General features: G+C 71.5%; 16 protein-coding genes. 10 read left to right on the top strand and 6 right to left on the bottom strand.

Annotation, left to right across the window (positions count from 1 at the left end; all coding sequences use genetic code 11):
* Position 1 precedes the first annotated feature (1 nt).
* From ACWEV3_RS41435 to ACWEV3_RS41445, 3 genes are all read left to right on the top strand, one after another.
* Positions 2-472 carry a carboxymuconolactone decarboxylase family protein gene (locus tag ACWEV3_RS41435; RefSeq protein ID WP_452619148.1) on the top strand — a complete coding sequence of 157 codons (471 nt, stop codon included), beginning with the start codon at positions 2-4 and terminating at the stop codon, positions 470-472.
* A gap of 150 nt (positions 473-622) precedes the next feature.
* Positions 623-2,224, top strand: coding sequence for a glutamine-hydrolyzing GMP synthase (guaA, locus tag ACWEV3_RS41440; protein ID WP_452619149.1), 1,602 nt, complete (start codon positions 623-625; stop codon positions 2,222-2,224).
* Positions 2,225-2,457: 233 nt separating this feature from the next.
* Positions 2,458-2,796, top strand: a complete 339-nt coding sequence (locus ACWEV3_RS41445) for a nitrilase-related carbon-nitrogen hydrolase (protein ID WP_452619150.1) — start codon at positions 2,458-2,460, stop codon at positions 2,794-2,796.
* A gap of 43 nt (positions 2,797-2,839) precedes the next feature.
* On the opposite strand, the gene ACWEV3_RS41450 is transcribed toward ACWEV3_RS41445, so the two are convergent.
* Complete coding sequence (locus tag ACWEV3_RS41450) at positions 2,840-3,730, bottom strand: glycoside hydrolase family 16 protein (protein ID WP_452619151.1); 891 nt, start codon at positions 3,728-3,730, stop codon at positions 2,840-2,842.
* Between the two features lie 218 nt (positions 3,731-3,948).
* Here ACWEV3_RS41450 and ACWEV3_RS41455 point away from each other — a divergent pair, with 218 nt between their 5' ends.
* Positions 3,949-4,311, top strand: coding sequence for a winged helix-turn-helix transcriptional regulator (locus ACWEV3_RS41455; protein WP_452619152.1), 363 nt, complete (start codon positions 3,949-3,951; stop codon positions 4,309-4,311).
* Between the two features lie 100 nt (positions 4,312-4,411).
* A complete protein-coding gene (locus tag ACWEV3_RS41460) occupies positions 4,412-5,185 on the top strand; it encodes an E3 ubiquitin ligase family protein (protein WP_452619153.1) in 774 nt (257 codons plus the stop codon).
* A gap of 420 nt (positions 5,186-5,605) precedes the next feature.
* Here ACWEV3_RS41460 and ACWEV3_RS41465 read toward each other — a convergent pair whose 3' ends face one another.
* Complete coding sequence (locus tag ACWEV3_RS41465; protein ID WP_132486427.1) at positions 5,606-5,809, bottom strand: hypothetical protein; 204 nt, start codon at positions 5,807-5,809, stop codon at positions 5,606-5,608.
* Positions 5,802-7,034, bottom strand: coding sequence for a PspC domain-containing protein (locus tag ACWEV3_RS41470; protein WP_452619154.1), 1,233 nt, complete (start codon positions 7,032-7,034; stop codon positions 5,802-5,804). Before ACWEV3_RS41470 ends, ACWEV3_RS41465 begins: the two co-directional genes overlap by 8 nt.
* 104 nt (positions 7,035-7,138) lie before the next feature.
* Between ACWEV3_RS41470 and ACWEV3_RS41475 the strand changes: the two genes are divergently transcribed.
* Together ACWEV3_RS41475 and ACWEV3_RS41480 are read left to right on the top strand one after the other, a co-directional pair.
* Positions 7,139-8,458 carry an ATP-binding protein gene (locus ACWEV3_RS41475; RefSeq protein ID WP_452619161.1) on the top strand — a complete coding sequence of 440 codons (1,320 nt, stop codon included), beginning with the start codon at positions 7,139-7,141 and terminating at the stop codon, positions 8,456-8,458.
* A 37-nt stretch (positions 8,459-8,495) separates the two neighbouring features.
* Positions 8,496-9,191, top strand: a complete 696-nt coding sequence (locus ACWEV3_RS41480) for a response regulator transcription factor (RefSeq protein ID WP_358306789.1) — start codon at positions 8,496-8,498, stop codon at positions 9,189-9,191.
* Here the strand turns inward: ACWEV3_RS41480 and ACWEV3_RS41485 are convergent.
* A complete protein-coding gene (locus ACWEV3_RS41485; protein ID WP_452619155.1) occupies positions 9,171-10,199 on the bottom strand; it encodes an Lrp/AsnC family transcriptional regulator in 1,029 nt (342 codons plus the stop codon). The genes ACWEV3_RS41480 and ACWEV3_RS41485 overlap by 21 nt on opposite strands.
* Before the next feature lie 319 nt (positions 10,200-10,518).
* On the opposite strand from ACWEV3_RS41485, the gene ACWEV3_RS41490 reads away from it, so the two are divergent.
* Positions 10,519-11,937, top strand: a complete 1,419-nt coding sequence (locus ACWEV3_RS41490; protein WP_452619156.1) for an MFS transporter — start codon at positions 10,519-10,521, stop codon at positions 11,935-11,937.
* Positions 11,938-11,980: 43 nt separating this feature from the next.
* Here the strand turns inward: ACWEV3_RS41490 and ACWEV3_RS41495 are convergent, their stop codons facing one another.
* On the bottom strand, positions 11,981-13,039 hold the full coding sequence (locus ACWEV3_RS41495; RefSeq protein ID WP_452619157.1) for a DMT family transporter: 1,059 nt from the start codon (positions 13,037-13,039) through the stop codon (positions 11,981-11,983).
* A 169-nt stretch (positions 13,040-13,208) separates the two neighbouring features.
* Here ACWEV3_RS41495 and ACWEV3_RS41500 point away from each other — a divergent pair, with 169 nt between their 5' ends.
* On the top strand, positions 13,209-14,102 hold the full coding sequence (locus ACWEV3_RS41500) for a LysR family transcriptional regulator (protein WP_452619158.1): 894 nt from the start codon (positions 13,209-13,211) through the stop codon (positions 14,100-14,102).
* A gap of 41 nt (positions 14,103-14,143) precedes the next feature.
* On the opposite strand, the gene ACWEV3_RS41505 is transcribed toward ACWEV3_RS41500, so the two are convergent.
* The gene (locus ACWEV3_RS41505) at positions 14,144-15,661 is read right to left on the bottom strand and encodes a protein kinase domain-containing protein (protein ID WP_452619159.1); all 1,518 of its coding nucleotides are present in this window, start codon (positions 15,659-15,661) and stop codon (positions 14,144-14,146) included.
* A 250-nt stretch (positions 15,662-15,911) separates the two neighbouring features.
* Here ACWEV3_RS41505 and ACWEV3_RS41510 point away from each other — a divergent pair.
* Positions 15,912-16,119, top strand: a 208-nt coding sequence (locus tag ACWEV3_RS41510) for a hypothetical protein (protein ID WP_452619160.1), incomplete at its 3' end; no start/stop codon positions are given.

Below are 16,119 nucleotides of genomic sequence, written 5' to 3' on the forward strand. Positions count from 1 at the left end.
GATGGACGCGCGTTTGAACCTCTTCGGCAACCAGATCGCAGGCAAGTTCGTGAAGCACCTCGTCTCGGCGAACAAGGCGGTCTCGGAGTCGGAGCTGCCCGCCGCGACGCAGGAGCTCGTGAAGATCCGCGCGAGCCAGATCAACGGCTGCGGGTTCTGCACCGACATGCACACCAAGGATGCGGCCGCCGCCGGCGAATCGGCGCTGCGGCTCAACCTCGTCGCGGCGTGGCGGGAGGCGACGGTCTTCACCGAGGCCGAGCGCGCTGCGCTGGAGCTGGCGGAGCAGGGCACCCGCATCGCGGACGCGGCCGGCGGTGTCACGGACGAGGCCTGGGAGAACGCCGCGAAGCACTACGACGAGGACCAGCTCGCCGGGCTGGCGTCCCTGATCGCGCTCATCAACGCCTTCAACCGGCTGAACGTGATCGTCCGGCAGCCCGCCGGGGACTACCAGCCCGGCCAGTTCTGATCTCCCCGACCGGGGAGCCGGGTCCGGTGCCGTCGCGCACCGCTCCCGGCTCCCCGCCGTCCCGCCGGGCAAGGGCGGGGTCGGTGCCGCTGTGGCCTTGATTACCTGGGACAATGGGCGCCACCGCTCTCGCCAGGAGGTTTCGACGACGTGTCCGGTACCGCAAGCAGCAAGGGCGCCGATCGCCAGGGGCAGGGGCCTGTCCTCGTTGTCGATTACGGCGCCCAGTACGCGCAGCTGATCGCGCGACGGGTGCGGGAGGCGCAGGTCTACTCGGAGGTCGTCCCGCACGACACCTCGGTGGAAGACATCGCGCGCCGCGACCCGGCGGCCATCGTGCTCTCCGGCGGCCCTTCCAGCGTCTACGCCGACGGCGCGCCGCAGGTCGACCCGGAGCTGTTCAGCGCGGGCATCCCGGTGTTCGGCATCTGCTACGGCTTCCAGGCGATGACCTCCGCGCTCGGCGGCACGGTCGAGCACACCGGCACCCGCGAGTACGGCCGCACCGAGCTGGACATCACCGGCGACGGCGGCACGCTGCACGCGGAGCTGCCCGGCCACCACCCGGTGTGGATGAGCCACGGCGACTCGGTGAGCAAGGCCCCCGAGGGCTTCGCCGTCACCGCCGGCACCAAGGACACCCCGGTGGCCGCCTTCGAGAGCGTCGAGCGCCGGCTGGCCGGCGTGCAGTACCACCCCGAGGTGGTGCACTCGCCGCACGGCCAGGAGGTGCTGCGCCGCTTCCTGCACGAGATCGCCGGGGTCCGCCCGCAGTGGACCACCGCGTCCATCGTGGACGACACGGTGGCCGCGATCCGCGAGCAGATCGGCGACCGGCGGGCGATCTGCGCGCTGTCCGGCGGGGTCGACTCCGCGGTGGCCGCCGCGCTGGTGCACCGCGCCATCGGCGACCAGCTGACCTGCGTCTTCGTCGACCACGGCCTGCTGCGCTCCGGCGAGCGCGCCCAGGTGGAGCGCGACTTCGTCGCGGCGACCGGCGTCCGGCTGGTCACCATCGACGCGGTGGACCGGTTCCTCGGCGCGCTTTCCGGCGTCACCGACCCCGAGGAGAAGCGCAAGATCATCGGCCGCGAGTTCATCCGCGTCTTCGAGCAGGCCGCCCGCGACCTGCAGGCCGAGGCGGGCGCGGCCGGCGAGCAGATCGACTTCCTGGTGCAGGGCACGCTGTACCCGGACGTGGTGGAGTCCGGTGGCGGCACCGGCGCCGCGAACATCAAGAGCCACCACAACGTCGGCGGGCTGCCCGACGACCTGCAGTTCGATCTGGTCGAGCCGCTGCGCGCGCTGTTCAAGGACGAGGTGCGCCGGGTCGGGCTGGAGCTGGGCCTGCCGGAGACGATCGTGCACCGGCAGCCGTTCCCGGGGCCGGGGCTGGGCATCCGGATCATCGGCGAGGTCACCGCGGAGCGGCTCGCGACGCTGCGCGCGGCCGACTCGATCGCCCGCGAGGAGCTGACCGCGGCGGGCCTGGACCGCGACATCTGGCAGTGCCCGGTGGTGCTGCTGGCCGACGTCCGGTCGGTCGGCGTCCAGGGCGACGGCCGCACCTACGGCCACCCGGTGGTGCTGCGCCCGGTGTCCAGCGAGGACGCGATGACCGCGGACTGGACCCGGCTGCCCTACGACGTGCTGGAGCGGATCTCCACCCGGATCACCAACGAGGTCGCCGACGTCAACCGCGTGACCCTCGACGTCACCTCCAAGCCGCCGGGCACCATCGAGTGGGAGTGATCCCAGCGGCCTGAAGCGAGGAGGGCGCCCCGACCAGCCGGTCGGGGCGCCCTCCTCGCTTCGCCGGAATGACCGGAGCGCCGATCCGGAATCGTGAACGGCCGGCGATGGAGAACGAGTCGGCCTCCCATGCCGTCCCCCCGCCGCCGCGTGTTTCGCCACCCGAGCTGCTGCACACCCGGTGGGGCGAGCGGACCGCCGCTCGCCGGATGACTCGTGGAAGGGGCCTGGGAATGCGCGCCTCCCTGATCCAGCTCTCGGTCTCGGACACCGAATCCGCCGACGAACGCCGGTCACGGGCTGCCGATCTGGTCCGGCGCCGGGCGGGCGACGACATCGTCGTGCTGCCGGAACTCTGGACGACCGGCGCCTGGGCCTACGACGACTGGCGGGCGGGTGCCGAACCGGTGGACCGTCCAACGGTGCAAGCCATGTCGGCGGCGGCCAGATCTGCGGCCGTGTGGTTGCACGCGGGGACTGTGGCTCTACAACACAGCGTTGGTCTTCGACCGGGTCGGGGCGCTGCGCGCCACGTACCGCAAGATCCACCGCTACGGCTTCGACACCGGTGAGGCCGTGCGGATGGCCGCCGGGCGGGGCTCGCGGAACCGCGCGTCACTGCTCGACGCGAACCCAGTCGATCAGGTACCGGACGTTGCCCGCGGCCACCTTGTCCACTGTGGATTGCGGGAGGCCGAAGTACGGCTCCGTGACGCCGTTGACGCCGTTGGGGTACCCGCCGCCGAGGGCGAAGTTCAGGATCAGGAACTGCGGGTCGTCGTACGCCCACGTCCAGCCCTTGGACTGGATCTCCTGCTTGGTGACCCGGTACGTCTCGACGTCGTCCACGGAGAAGGCCAGCCCGTCCGGCGTCCAGTCGACCTTGTAGACGTGCCAGTCGGCCGGGTCCTTGCCCTCGAAGTTCTGGCGCTTCGTGAACGGGGTGTCGCCGTGGTACTCCGGGCCGTGCAGCGCCGAGCTCGTCCACGGCTCGCCGACGTGCTCCATGATGTCGATCTCGCCGCACTCCGGCCACGGCTTGCCTGCGTCGATGTTCGCGCCCAGCGACCACCACGCGGGCCACAGCCCGGACGCGGTGGCGCCCTCGGGGAGCTTGAGCCGCGCGGCGTAGCTGCCGTAGGTGAACTCGACCTTGTCCTGGGTCTTGATCCGGCCGGAGACGAAGTCGTAGGTCTGCCCGTCCGGCGCCTGGTGGCCGGGCTGGTACCGGGGGTGCAGCACCAGCGCGCCGTTGCTCGCGCCGGTCGACGGGTCCTGGTCGAGGTAGATCGTCTCCGCCGAGTCGATGTAGGCCTGCTGCTCCTGGTTGACGGTGCCGAAGTTCTCGCCGGTCACCTCGACCGTCCACTTCGAACGGTCCAGCTCCGAACCGGAGAAGTCGTCGAAGAACACCTCGGCGCGGGGCGCCGCACCGGCTTCGAACAGCGGGGCGGAGGCCAGTAGAGCGAGCGCGGCACCGGCCGCGAGCAGTCGTCTCGGGGCCATGTCGGCTCCTTCCGAGTGGTGGGAGCGCCCCACTCCCGCGCGCCCAGAGTTCGAAAATGGATCGATCGAGTATGCCCACCGGTTCCGCGTCCGGTCCCGCTCGTGTCGTGTTTTGGACCCGCGTTCAGATCGGCTCACCGGCGCTTTCTCCGCCGCCGCAACCGGTTCCGCAGTCGATAGGATCGACTCGTCCTCCGGTCGTCTCACGAGGAGTGCGGATGGTGAAGTCAGCCCGGCGCGGGCCCTACTTCTGCGGCATCGACGCCGCGATGGACGTGGTGTCCGGCAAGTGGAAGGTGCTGATCCTCTGGGAGCTGGACGAGCACGGGACCCGGCGGTTCGCCGAACTGCGGCGCGGCCTGCCGGGTGTGACCGAGAAGATGCTGACGCAGCACCTCAGGGAGATGGAGCAGGACGAGCTCGTGCACCGCGAGGTCTACCGGGAGGTGCCGCCGAAGGTGGAGTACTCCCTGACGGAGCACGGCGAATCCCTCAACCGGGCGCTGGTGGACCTCGGCATCTGGGGCGGCGAACGCATCCGCCGCATCGGCGCCGAGAAGGTGCACGTCGCCGCGAGCTGAGCCCGGCGGAATCGTGGCGAGCATTGCAGATCTGCCGGAACCGCCGTCCCGCCCGGGCACGTGGAACTAGGGTCGGGCACGACTGAGCGGAGGGGGATCGATGGTCATCTTCGGGATCGTGCTGTTCGTCGTGGCCGGGGTCGGGTTCTACTTCATGCGACGTGCCCGGGACCAGCTGCACGCGATGATCGGTGCCGAAACCCTGCCGGTCAACGAGCTGGAGGTGCTGCGCCGGGCCTCCGACGAGGTCGGCGCGCGGGGCGGGTTCCGCAAGCAGTGCGAGGTGGTCGGCGCGGCCCACCCGCGACCGGAGGGCGTGCTCGTCTCCGAGCTCAGCAAGACGGAATGCGTCTGGTTCCGCTACGTCGTCAAGCGGCGCTACGAGCAGGTGAACTACCGGGACGGCCGCCGCCACGTGGAACGGCGCACCGAGACCGTCGCCCAGCACACGTCCTGGGAGGGCTACGCGCTGCGCGACGACCAGGGCGTGCTGATCGGCGTCGATCCCAACGGCACCAACCCGGACCGGCCGGAGCAGGTCGTCGACCGGTTCGAGCCGTACAACCCGCAGGGCCCGGTGGTGTTCGGCCTCCAGCTGCCGAACATCTTCGACAGCAGCGGCACGATCGGCTACGAGTACGAGGAGTGGGTGATCCGGCCCGGCCGGCGGCTGTACGTCCTCGGCGAGGTGCACGACAAGATCGGTCCGCTCGTGATCGGCAAACCCGAGCGGGACGGCCACTTCATCGTCTCCACCCGCACCGAGCAGGAGGTCCGCGACAGCCGCCGGAACCAGCACCGGTGGCTGGCGATCGGAGTCCCGGTGGCCGCCCTGGCGGGAATCGTCCTCGTGGTCCTCGGCATCGTCCGCTGACAGCCCGCTCCCAGCTCCCGGTGGTCCGCAATTTCAATGAGGTTTTCCCAACCTCGTTCTGCGTGGCGGTGCGGGTGGCGGAACCTCAGAGGCTCCCTGGTCTGTGGGTGCCCCTCCTGATGTATGTCCGATACACGGCGGAGGGGCCGTCCTCGCCAGGAAGCCTCTGAGAACCCGCGCCGGTGCGAGCTGCGTAGGTGGGCTATGCGCCTGCGGCGCATGCGACACCTCGTCGACGTGTGGCTTTGCGACCCGCGGTTGCGGGCCGACCAGGATGAAAAAGGCTCAATGGAAACTGCGGACCACCGGCGTGTCACACCCGACACGCCGACTCCTGTGGACAACTTCCGCAATTTCAATGGAAATCGGACCTTCGATTTCAATGGAAATTGCGGACCAGCGGACCTCGGGACCGCTGGTTCAGGTGTCTCGGCGGGTTCGGAACGAGGCGATCAGCATGACGATGCCGATCGCGACCGCGGACGCCGCGAGCAGCCACTGCACGTCGCCGCCGAAGCCGAGCAGCAGACCCCCTGCGATGACGATCGCGAGCAGGCCGCCGGCCAGCGTGAACATGTCCGGTCCGCCGCGGTCGGCACGGCGGGTGATCTCTTCGTCAGCCACGGATGACCTCCACGTCTCCAGTGCCCACCACCAGGTCGAGCACGATGTGCCCACCGCCGGGTCCGTCCTCGCCCTGGTCCACGACCGTGCGCTCCGCCGACCGGCCGTCCGTCGAGTCGCCCAGGCATTGCACGCTGCCCAGCTCCGCCGCGCACCGCGCGGTCACGTCCACGTCCGGCGGCAACTGCACGAGGATGTCGCCGAGCCCGACGTTGGCGCCGGTGTGCAGCTCCTGGCCGTCGGCGATCCGCAGGTCCCGCAGGTCCAGCTGGACCGATCCGGCCGATCGCTTGTAGAGCGGCTGGACGTTCTGGATCGCGGTGGGCCGGATCTCGTCGTCGCCCAGTTCGCCGCTGAGATCGCCGAGCGGCAGCGCCGTCAGCAGCATGGCCAGCCCGCCGACCGGGATCGCTGCCCCGATCAGCCCGCGGCCGCCGCGCAGGAACGCGCCGACGACCATGCCCACGCCCAGCACGGCGAGCGCGATCGCCAGCGCGGTGCTCATCGGCGAGCCCAGCGCGGTGGCGAGAGCGGCGGCGAACGCCGCGAGCCCCAGGGTCACGAAGCTGATCCAGCGCCGCGTCGGCTGCTTCTGCTCGGGCTCGTCCGGCTCGCTCGGCTCGGGCAGGTCCCACGCGAACGGCGCGGCGCCGAGCGGATCCCAGGCCGGCGGAGTCTGCCGCGGCGTGTCGTCCGGTGGCGGCGCGGTCGATGTCGTACCGGGGTAGACCCAGGTGTTCGCAGCCACCGGCGCCGCCGGTTGCGGGCCGATTTCGGGCGTCGCCCGGGGTGCCGCCGGCGCGACGCCGCGGTCGCTGTAGTTGTGATGCAGCAGGTAGAGCAGGGCGAGGCCGATCGCCAGGCCGAGGATGGACGGCGTGCTCACCAACCAGAGCACTCCCGGGATCAGCAGGAGCACGATCACCACGGCGAGCGTCGCGGAGGTCGGCTCCCGGGTCGGCTCGGTCGAGCCCGGAGCGGGATCGCCTTCCTTCGGGAACAGCAGCCATCCCAGCAGGTAGAGGACCAGCCCGGCGCCGCCGTAGAAGGTGCCCAGGACGAAGGCGACGCGCACCAGGATCGGGTCGATGCCGTACCGCACGCCGATCGCGGCGGACACGCCGCCCAGCTTGCCCCCGGTGCGCGGCCGCACCGGGCGGGTCTCCCAGAAGTCCCGCAAGGTGTCCTCGAAACCGGCGATGCCGGACCGCTTCGTACTGGTCATGGCAACCACTATCCGAGTCCGGCGCGGCCGGCGGCATCAGGGTCGCCCCTGAGGTAGCCCGGAAAGTCAGGGACCGTCCCCGATGTCCGCGTGCGCGCGTGCGTGTGACCATCGATGTCGTGAAAGCCCGGTACAAGCGGAAGCGGACCAGTGCGGCTGAACCGCCGACGATCCCGGCGGCGCGCCTGACGGCGGAGCACCGGCAGCAGCCCGCACCGTTCGCGCAGCTGCACCGGCGGCGCACCGGACGGCTGGTGGCCGGGGTGGCCGGTGGTGTCGCCGAGCACCTGAACCTGCCGGTGCTGTGGGTGCGCGGTGCCTTCGCCGCGCTCGCCGTGTGCGGTGGAGCGGGAATCATCGCTTACGCGATGCTCTGGGTGTTCGTCCCGCAGGGCACCGGCGCGGAGCAGCCGGTTTCGACCAAGGAGCGCCAGCAGGGCTTCGGGATGATCCTGCTCGGCATCGGCGCGATGGTGGCGGTCGGCTCGCTGGTGGCGATGCCGACGTGGGTCGTCGCCCCGCTGCTGGTGGTGCTGATCGGCGCCGCCGTGGTCTGGCGGGAGGCCGACGAGTCGCAGCGCCGCCGGTGGCGGCAGGGTGCCCGGTCCGGGATGGTCGGCGGCGGCGGGCGGCCGGCGCTGGTGCGCATCCTCGCCGGCGCGGCGCTGGTGGTCGTGGGCATCGTGGTCTTCCTGGCCGGCACTTCCGACCCATCGGACGTCCGCACCGGCCTGCTCGCGATGGTCGCCACGCTGATCGGCGTCGCGGTGCTGACCGTGCCGTGGTGGCTGCGCCTGGTCCGCGATCTCAACGTCGAGCGGGCGAGCCGGATCCGTTCGCAGGAACGCGCCGAGATAGCCGCGCACCTGCACGATTCCGTGCTGCAGACCCTCGCGCTGATCCAGAAGCAAGCCGAGTCCGAGCGCGAGGTGCGCCGCTTGGCGCGGGGCCAGGAACGCGAGCTGCGGAACTGGCTCTACGGCCCGGACGGCTACGGCTCCGATGGCACGGCGCCGACCGACGACGGTCCCGCTGCGCGGTTCGCCGCCGAGGTGGCCCGGATCTGCGGCGAGGTCGAGGACGTCTTCGCGGTCAAGGTCCAGCAGGTCGTGGTCGGCGACTGCGATCTCGACGAGCGCCTGACCGCGCAGCTCGCCGCGGCCCGCGAGGCGATCGTGAACGCCGCCAAGCACGCGGGCGTGGGGGAGGTCAGCGTCTACGCGGAGGTGGAGCCCGAGCAGGTGTCGGTGTACGTGCGGGACCGCGGCGCCGGGTTCGATCCGGAGCACGTGCCCGACGACCGGCACGGCCTCGCCGACTCGATCCACGGCCGCATGCAGCGGCACGGCGGCCGGGTCAAGGTGCGGACCTCGCCCGGCTCGGGCACCGAGGTGCAGATGGAAATGCCCAGGGCAGCGGCGTGAACTCGCGTACGCTGCGGGACGAACCCAGCGATGGAGGATGTTGATCGTGACCGGTGAAGCGACACCCGAGGTCAGCGAATCCCGGCCGGTCCGGGTGTTCCTGGTCGACGACCACGCGTTGTTCCGCGCCGGGGTGCGTGCCGAGCTGGCGGCGGCCGCCGACCAGGTCGAGGTGGTCGGGGAGGCCGGATCGGTCGCCGAGGCGGTCGCCGGGATCGGCCATTACGCGCCCGAGGTGGTGCTGCTCGACGTGCACATGCCCGACGGCGGCGGTGCCGAGGTGCTCCGGCAGGTGCGCAGCAAGAACACCAGCGTGGTGTTCCTGGCGCTGTCCGTGTCGGACGCGGCGGAGGACGTGATAGCGGTGATCCGCGGCGGCGCGCGGGGCTACGTCACCAAGACCATCTCCGGGCGGGAGCTCGCGGACGCGATCGAGCGGGTGCGGGCCGGCGACGCCGTTTTCTCCCCGCGGCTGGCGGGTTTCGTGCTGGACGCGTTCTCGGAGGGCCCGAACTCGGCGCCGGTCGGCGACCCGGAGCTGGACCTGCTGACGCCGCGCGAACGCGAGGTGCTGCGGCTGCTGGCGCGCGGCTACGCGTACAAGGAGATCGCCTCCGAGCTGTTCATCTCGGTCAAGACGGTGGAGACGCACGTGTCCAGCGTGCTGCGCAAGACCCAGCTGTCGAACCGCTACGAGCTCTCCCGCTGGGCCTCAGACCGCCGCCTGGTGTGATTCTGCCGCGGGCCAGGCGCGCATCGGCACGACGCCGGTGGCGCGCCCGGATTCCGCGAGCAGCCTGCCCATCCGCTTCACGGTCCGCAGGTTCACCAGCGTGTCGTGCACGACGAAGCTCGGGAAGTTCCGCGCCACCACCTGCTCGAACTGCTGGATCGCGCTGATCGAGGGCAGCCACACCGTGGCGAGGAGGTTGTGCTCGCCGGTGACGGTGGCGCACATCCGGACCGGTGCCAGGCCGGCGAATCCGGCCGCCACGCGATCCACGTTCTCCGCGGCGACCCGGCCGCGCACCGTCACGGTGACGGGCAGGCCGACCAGCGGCGCGGCCACCTCGCAGCGCAGGGAGAGCACGCGGGACCGCAGCATCGCGGTGGTGCGGCGGCGTGCCGTCGCCTGGCTGGTGCCTGCATCGCGGGCCAGGTCCGCGTAGGAGGCGCGGCCGTTCTCCGACAGCAGCCGCGCCAACCTCCGGTCGAGCGCGCTGAAAGTGAACGCGGTGCCGGGCTGCTGGCGGTCGAGCCCAGGGTCCAGTGCCGCGTGCGCCGAAGCGCCCAGCGCGTGCAACCGCCAGTTCGCCCCCTCGCTGTAGAAGCGGGTGACCAGCGCCGTCGTCGTCGCGGTCAGGCCGGGAATCCGCTCGACCCGCCGGAGCAGGTAGTGGTTGAGCGCTTCGAGGTTCTGCGCCGCCACGGTGAGCATCAGGTCCTGCGCCCCGGCGGTGACCTCCACCGAGATGCAGCAGGAGTCGTGGGCCAGCGCCGCCGCGACCTCGTCCTTGGTGCCTGGCAGGCACCGGACGGTCACGAACGCGACGCAGTCGCCGTTGGCGGGCGCGGCGAAGTACGCGGTCGTCCAGGCGTCGCCGCTGCCGGACAGCCGTTCCCAGCGGCGGGCCACGGCATCGGCCGACCGGACGCCCAGCGAAGCGGCCACGGCGGACCACGGGGCCCGCGGCCAGACCTGGAGCGCGTTCACGAGTGCCAGGTCCGACTCGCTGAGCATGACCGATTTCCCCGCCACAGCCGGGAATCATGACGGATTCGCCAACTTTCGACAATGCCTGCGCCGCGTTCGCCGACCATGCCGCAAACCGCATGGAAGGAGTCGCGATGACCACCAGCGCAGATGCCGGACGGACGCGGCACCGCCGCACCGCACCGGGCTCGCCCAGGTCGAAGCCGCCGAGGGGCCGCCGGGTTCCAGGTGGGGAAGTGGCGGCGATTTCGCGCGAAATCGCCGTTCTCCACGCCCGCCGGGAGATGATTTCGCGCGAAATCGCCCACCGATCCGCGCGCCCCTGCTCCTCCGCCGGGAGGCGCCGGTGACCGCCTCCGCACCGCTGCCCACGGGCACCGAGCTCCTCGCGCGCCTGGACCGGCTCCCGGTCGGCAAGCCGCACCGCCGGCTGATGCTGCAGGGCGGCCTCGGCTACCTCTTCGAGTCCTACGACGCCGTGCTGCTCGGCTACGCCGCCTCGACCGTGGTCGCCCTGTGGAAGGTCGAGTCGGGGCTGGCCGGCTGGCTGCTGGCCTCGGTGTTCATCGGCTACCTGATCGGCGCGCTGGCCGCCGGGCTGCTCGCCGGCCGCATCGGCCGCCGCCGCGTGCTGATGTACGCGCTGCTGGTCTACGTCGCGTTCACCCTCGTCGCCGCGACCGCGACCAGCCCGGGCGAGCTGATCCTGTGGCGGATCCTCAGCGGGATCGGGGTGGGCGCCGAGGCCACCATGATCGTGCCGTACATCTCGGAGTTCCTCCCGGCCCGCAACCGCGGCCGCAACATCGGCAACACGATGGTCTTCCTCGGGTTCGGCTACATCCTGGCCGGGCTCACCGCGGTGACCGTGATCAGCCCGTCGCCGGAGCCGGGGTGGCGCATCGCGTGCGTGATCTGCGTGGCGCCGGTGCTCCTGCTGCTCTGGTGGCGCCGGACGCTGGTGGAGTCGCCGCGCTTCCTGATCAGCCAGGGCCGCATCGCCGAGGCCACCGAGATCGTCGAACGCTTCGAGCGGGAGATTGCCGCCCGGCAGGAACTGCCGCCGGTGCCGGAGGTCGTGGAACCGGCAGCGAAGCCCGCGCCCTCCAGGCGGAGCGCGATCCGGCAGTTCGCCGCGCTGTGGGCGCCCGGGCTGGCCGGGCGCACCGCCGTGGTGTGCGTCCTGTGGTTCGCCATCCAGGCGACGCACTACGGCTACGGCACCTGGCTGCCGACGCTCCTGGTGCTCAAGGGATTCACGATCTCCAAGAGCTTCGCCTTCGCCCTGGCCAGCGCGGTCGCCCAGGTGCCCGGCTATTACGTGGCCGCCGCCATCAGCGAACGCCTCGACCGCAAGTGGACGATCGTGGTCTTCCTGTGCTGCAGCATCGGCTGCGCGGCCGGGCTCGGCACCGCGACCGACGACGTGGCGATCTTCTGCTTCACCGTCGCCCTGTCGTTCTTCATGAACGGCGTCGCCGGCCCGCTGTACGCCTACACGTCCGAGATCTACCCGACCGAGACCCGCGCGACCGGCATGGGCCTGGCCAGCGCCACCGCCCGGGTCGGGGCCATCATGGCGCCGGTGGCGATCGGATACCTGTACGCGGACATCGGATTCGGCGGTGTTTTCGCGGTGCTGTGCGGACTCCTGCTGCTCGGGGCCCTCGTCCTCGCCGTGGCGGGCCTGCGCACCGCCGGGCGCAGCCTGGAATCGCTGCACGACCAGCCGGCGTCGCGGGCCCGCGACGACCAGCCGGCCTGACCGCCGGGGAGTTCCCGCTCCATCGGGAACTCCCCGGCGCCGGTCACTTCATCGGGTGGTTGCTGGCCAGCTCGGCGTAGAGCTGGGAGCCGCGCAGCAGGGCGAGGCGGAACCGCGCCCAGGCGCTCAGCCGCCCGATCGGCGGGAGCTCGTCGGTGCGGGTGGTGGGCCGGGTGCGGAGCTGGTTCGACATCTCGTCCTCCTCGTTTTCGGATGCGACAACGGTTTTCGGGGTGGTGGAGCGGCGGGTCAGCGCCACGCCGAGCAGCACGATCGCCATGCCCAGCAGGACCCGCAGGCCCAGTTCTTCGCCGAGCAGCAACCAGCCGAGCAGCACGGACACGATCGGCATCAGGTAGGCCACGGTGGACGCCGTGGTCGCGCCCTCCTCGCCGATGATCCGGTAGTTGATCGCGAAGGCGAGGCCGGTGCCGAAGATGCCCAGCACCGCGACCGCGAGCAGCGCGAGGGGATCCCAGCCCACCGGCCGCAGGCCGTCGAGCGGGAGCGCCAGCAGCGCGTAACCGGTGGCGGCGATCATCTGCATGGCCGCCAGGGTCAGCGGCGGCAGGCCGTGGTCCCCGGTCAGGTTCCGTCCGATGTAGACGTAACCGATCCCGTAGCTGACGGCCGCGCCCAGGCAGGCCAGCACGCCCCAGCCGAGCAGGCTGCCGCCCTGCCACGGCGCGAAGATCAGCAGCACGCCGAAGAATCCCAGCAGCAGCCCGCCGAGCCGGGCCGGCGGCATCGCCTCGCGTCCGGCGAACAGCCCGAACAACACCGTCCACAGTGGTGTCGTCGCGTTCAGCACGCCGGTCAGGCCGGAGTCGACGGTCTGCTCGCCGAGGCCGAACAACACCCACGGCAGCGCGCTGCCGAACAGCGCGGCGACGGCGATGTGCCGCCACAGCTTGCGATCGCTGCTCAGCCGCAGGCCGCGCAGCGCGCACAGCGCGACGAGAACCGCGGCGCCCAGGACGATGCGGGTCAGCGCGATCTGGGTCGGGGACAGCGCCCCCAGCGCGAGCTTGATCAGCAGGAAGCTGGAGCCCCACAGCAGCGCAAGCACGCCCAGCCGCACGTAGTTGGTCGGGTTGTTCATGTCTTCTCCGGTCTCGCAGGGCGTGGTCGAAGTGCCCGCGGAGACGGTAGGTCTCCGAACCTTCGGCGACCGCCGAACCGATCTCCACCTACTACGTTGCGCCCGCCGAGGCGTAAGCACAAGTGAAATAAAATCAACCGACATTTCAGATCTGCTGTACTGTGGGGGCATGCTGGACGTACGCCGGATGCAGGTGCTGCGAGCCGTGGTCACGAGCGGCTCGGTGAGCGCGGCCGCGGCGAACCTCGGGTACACGCCGTCCGCGATCAGCCAACAGCTGTCCACGCTGGAGAAGGAGGCGGGCACACCGCTGCTGGAGAAGGTCGGGCGCGGGCTGAAACCGACCCCGGCCGGCACCCTGCTGGCCGAGCGCGCCGGGCGGATCGCCGACCTGCTCAGCAGCACCGAGGCGGAGCTGGCCGACATCCGGGCCGGGCGCACCGGCCTGCTGCGGGTGCGGTTCTTCCACACCGCGAGCGTCGGGCTGATCCCACCGGCGGTCGCCAAGTTCCGCGCCGAACACCCCGACGTGCAGCTGGACCTGCGGATGCAGGAGGCGGAGCTGGTCGACGACGTGTCCCGCGGCGAGGCCGACCTGGCGATCATCGTGGTGGGCCGCTCCGTGCCCGAGCGGCGCGGGGTGCGGTTCGTGCACCTCGCCGACGACCCGTACCGGGTGGTGCTGCCGAAGTCGCACCCGATGGCCGCCGAGGACTGCATCGACCTGGTCCGGCTGGCCGGCGAATCCTGGGTGAACAGCGCCGTGACCAGCGACGACATCTGTTCGAGGCTGCTCGGGGACGCCTACGACAGCGCCGGTTTCACGCCGAAGGTGGCGCTGGAGACCGACGGCAGCTACTCCGCCCAGGGCTTCGTGGCCGCCGGGCTGGGCGTCGCGCTGGTGCCGCGGCTAGGGCTCGACATCGTGCACCCCGGCGTGGCGGTGCGGGCGGTGCGGAATCCGGAACCGGCGCGCCGCCTCTACGCGGCGGTCCGCGAAACCGTGGCCGACCTGCCGGCCACCCGCTCACTCCTGGCGACGCTGCACGAGGTCGCGAGCTGACCGGCGCGCCGCCCGGAACTCCCGGGCGGCGCTAGGCCGGGTCAGCTGCGGCGGTCGGTGTTGATCAGCACGTCGCCGTCCGGCGTGGCCACCATGCCGAGCGCGTGCGTCTCGGTGATCTTGCTGTGGTCCCTGGTGAACTGCAGCGTGACGATCACGTTGGACCCGGACATCACCGGCTCGCCGATGATCTTCACGTCGTCGATGGTCTTCCAGAACCTCTCGTAGCTGTCCTTGCCCTGCGCCTGCAGGCTCGGGCCCAGCAGCTCCCACGCCTGGTCCAGCTTCTTCGGCACCAGCGAGTAGTAGTCGCGCACCACGCCCACGACCTCCTCCTTGGAGGGCTGCCCCGCGGAGTTCGACGTCGTCGGGCTGGTCGTGGTCGGCTTCGCGGACGTCGTCCGCGCGGCCGACGTGGTCGGCGTGGTGCTGGTCGGCTGGCTCTGCGGGGCGGACTGCGCCGAGGTGGCCGGGCCGGGCTGCTCCGGCGGAGCCCCGTCGCCGAAGGCGTTCGCGGCGAGCACCCCGACGAGCACCGCGACGATGATCGCCACCACCCACAGCGCCACCTGGCGGTAGTTGCGCCTCGCCGGCTCCGCCGCCTGAACCGCGGCACCGACGCGCGTGGGCGGGTTGGCGCTCGGCGGCGGGCCCATCCGGTTGCCCGCCGGAGGCGTGCGCGGCGCTGCGGCGGTCGGCCGCTGCCAGCCCACGTTCGGCGAAGCGTTGGGGATCGGCCGCCCGTCGAGCACGGCCTGCAACAGCTCGCGGGCCTGCGCCATGGTCGGCCGGTCGACCGGGTCCGGGCGCAGCAGCTGCATCAGCGCCGGGGTCATCGGACCGGCCTGCTGCGGCGGCTCGATCTGCCCGCGCGCCACCCGGTGCAGCAGGCTGATCGCGTTCTCGTCCACGCCGAACGGCGGTCCGCCCTCGATCGCCGCGTACAGCGTCGAGCCCAGCGAGAACACGTCGGACGCCGGCGCCGGGTCGCGGCCGAGCGCCACCTCCGGCGCCAGGTAGGCCGGGGTGCCGGCGAGGATGCCGCTCTTGGTGACCGCGACGTCGCCGATGGCGCGCGAGATGCCGAAGTCGGTGATCTTCGCGGTGTCGTTGTCGCCGAGCAGGATGTTGCCCGGCTTGAGGTCGCGGTGCACGATGCCGGCCATGTGCGCGGCGGCCAGCGCACCGGCCACCTGCACGCCGATCCTGGCCACCTGCAGCGGCGGCAGTACGCCCTGCTCGTCGATGACCGACGCGAGGCTTCGCGACGGGAGGTACTCCATGACCAGGACCGGCTGGCCCTCGTCCTCGGCGACGTCGAACACGACGATCGCGTTCTGGTGCTGCAATCGGGCGGCGATGCGGCCTTCGCGCATCGCCCGCTGACGGGCTTCCTCGGTTTCCTCGGGGGTGTAGCCGGCCTGAAGCAGCAGCTGCTTCACCGCGACCGTGCGGTGCAGGCGTTCATCAACGGCCTGCCACACCACGCCCATGGCGCCGCTGCCGATCTGCTGCTGCAAGCGGTACCGGCCCGCGATCAAACGACCTTCGGCGCTCACCGGTGTCTCCTGGTACTGGCTGAGCCTGCTTGGACAGTACTGACCGGACCCCCGTGGCCAGCTTTCACTCGACGGTGTTCAACGTTACTGGGCGTCCCGCACGCGGCCGCACCCTGGGCCCGCCCGAGCCCGGACATGCACGTGGCCGGGGTGCTCACCTCGCGGTGAACGCCCCGGCCAGCGCGGGTTCGAGACCGGATCTCGCTATTCCTCGGCGCCGCCGGTCGGCTCGGTCGTCGGCTCGTCCTGGGTGTCCGAGGGCGGAGTCGTCGGCTTCGTCGTCGGCTTCGTGGTCGGCCTCGTCGTCGGCTCCTGCGTCTGCGTCGTCGGCTTCGACGTCGTCGGCGTGTTGGTCTTCGTCGACGGCGTGTTGGTCCGCGTGTTGGTCGGCTCCTGTTCGGAGGTGGTCTCCGCCACCGGCGGCGGCGGGAGCGGGTTCATCTCCGAGGTCGTCGGGT

It is taken from the genome of Saccharopolyspora sp. NPDC003752, assembly GCF_053605825.1.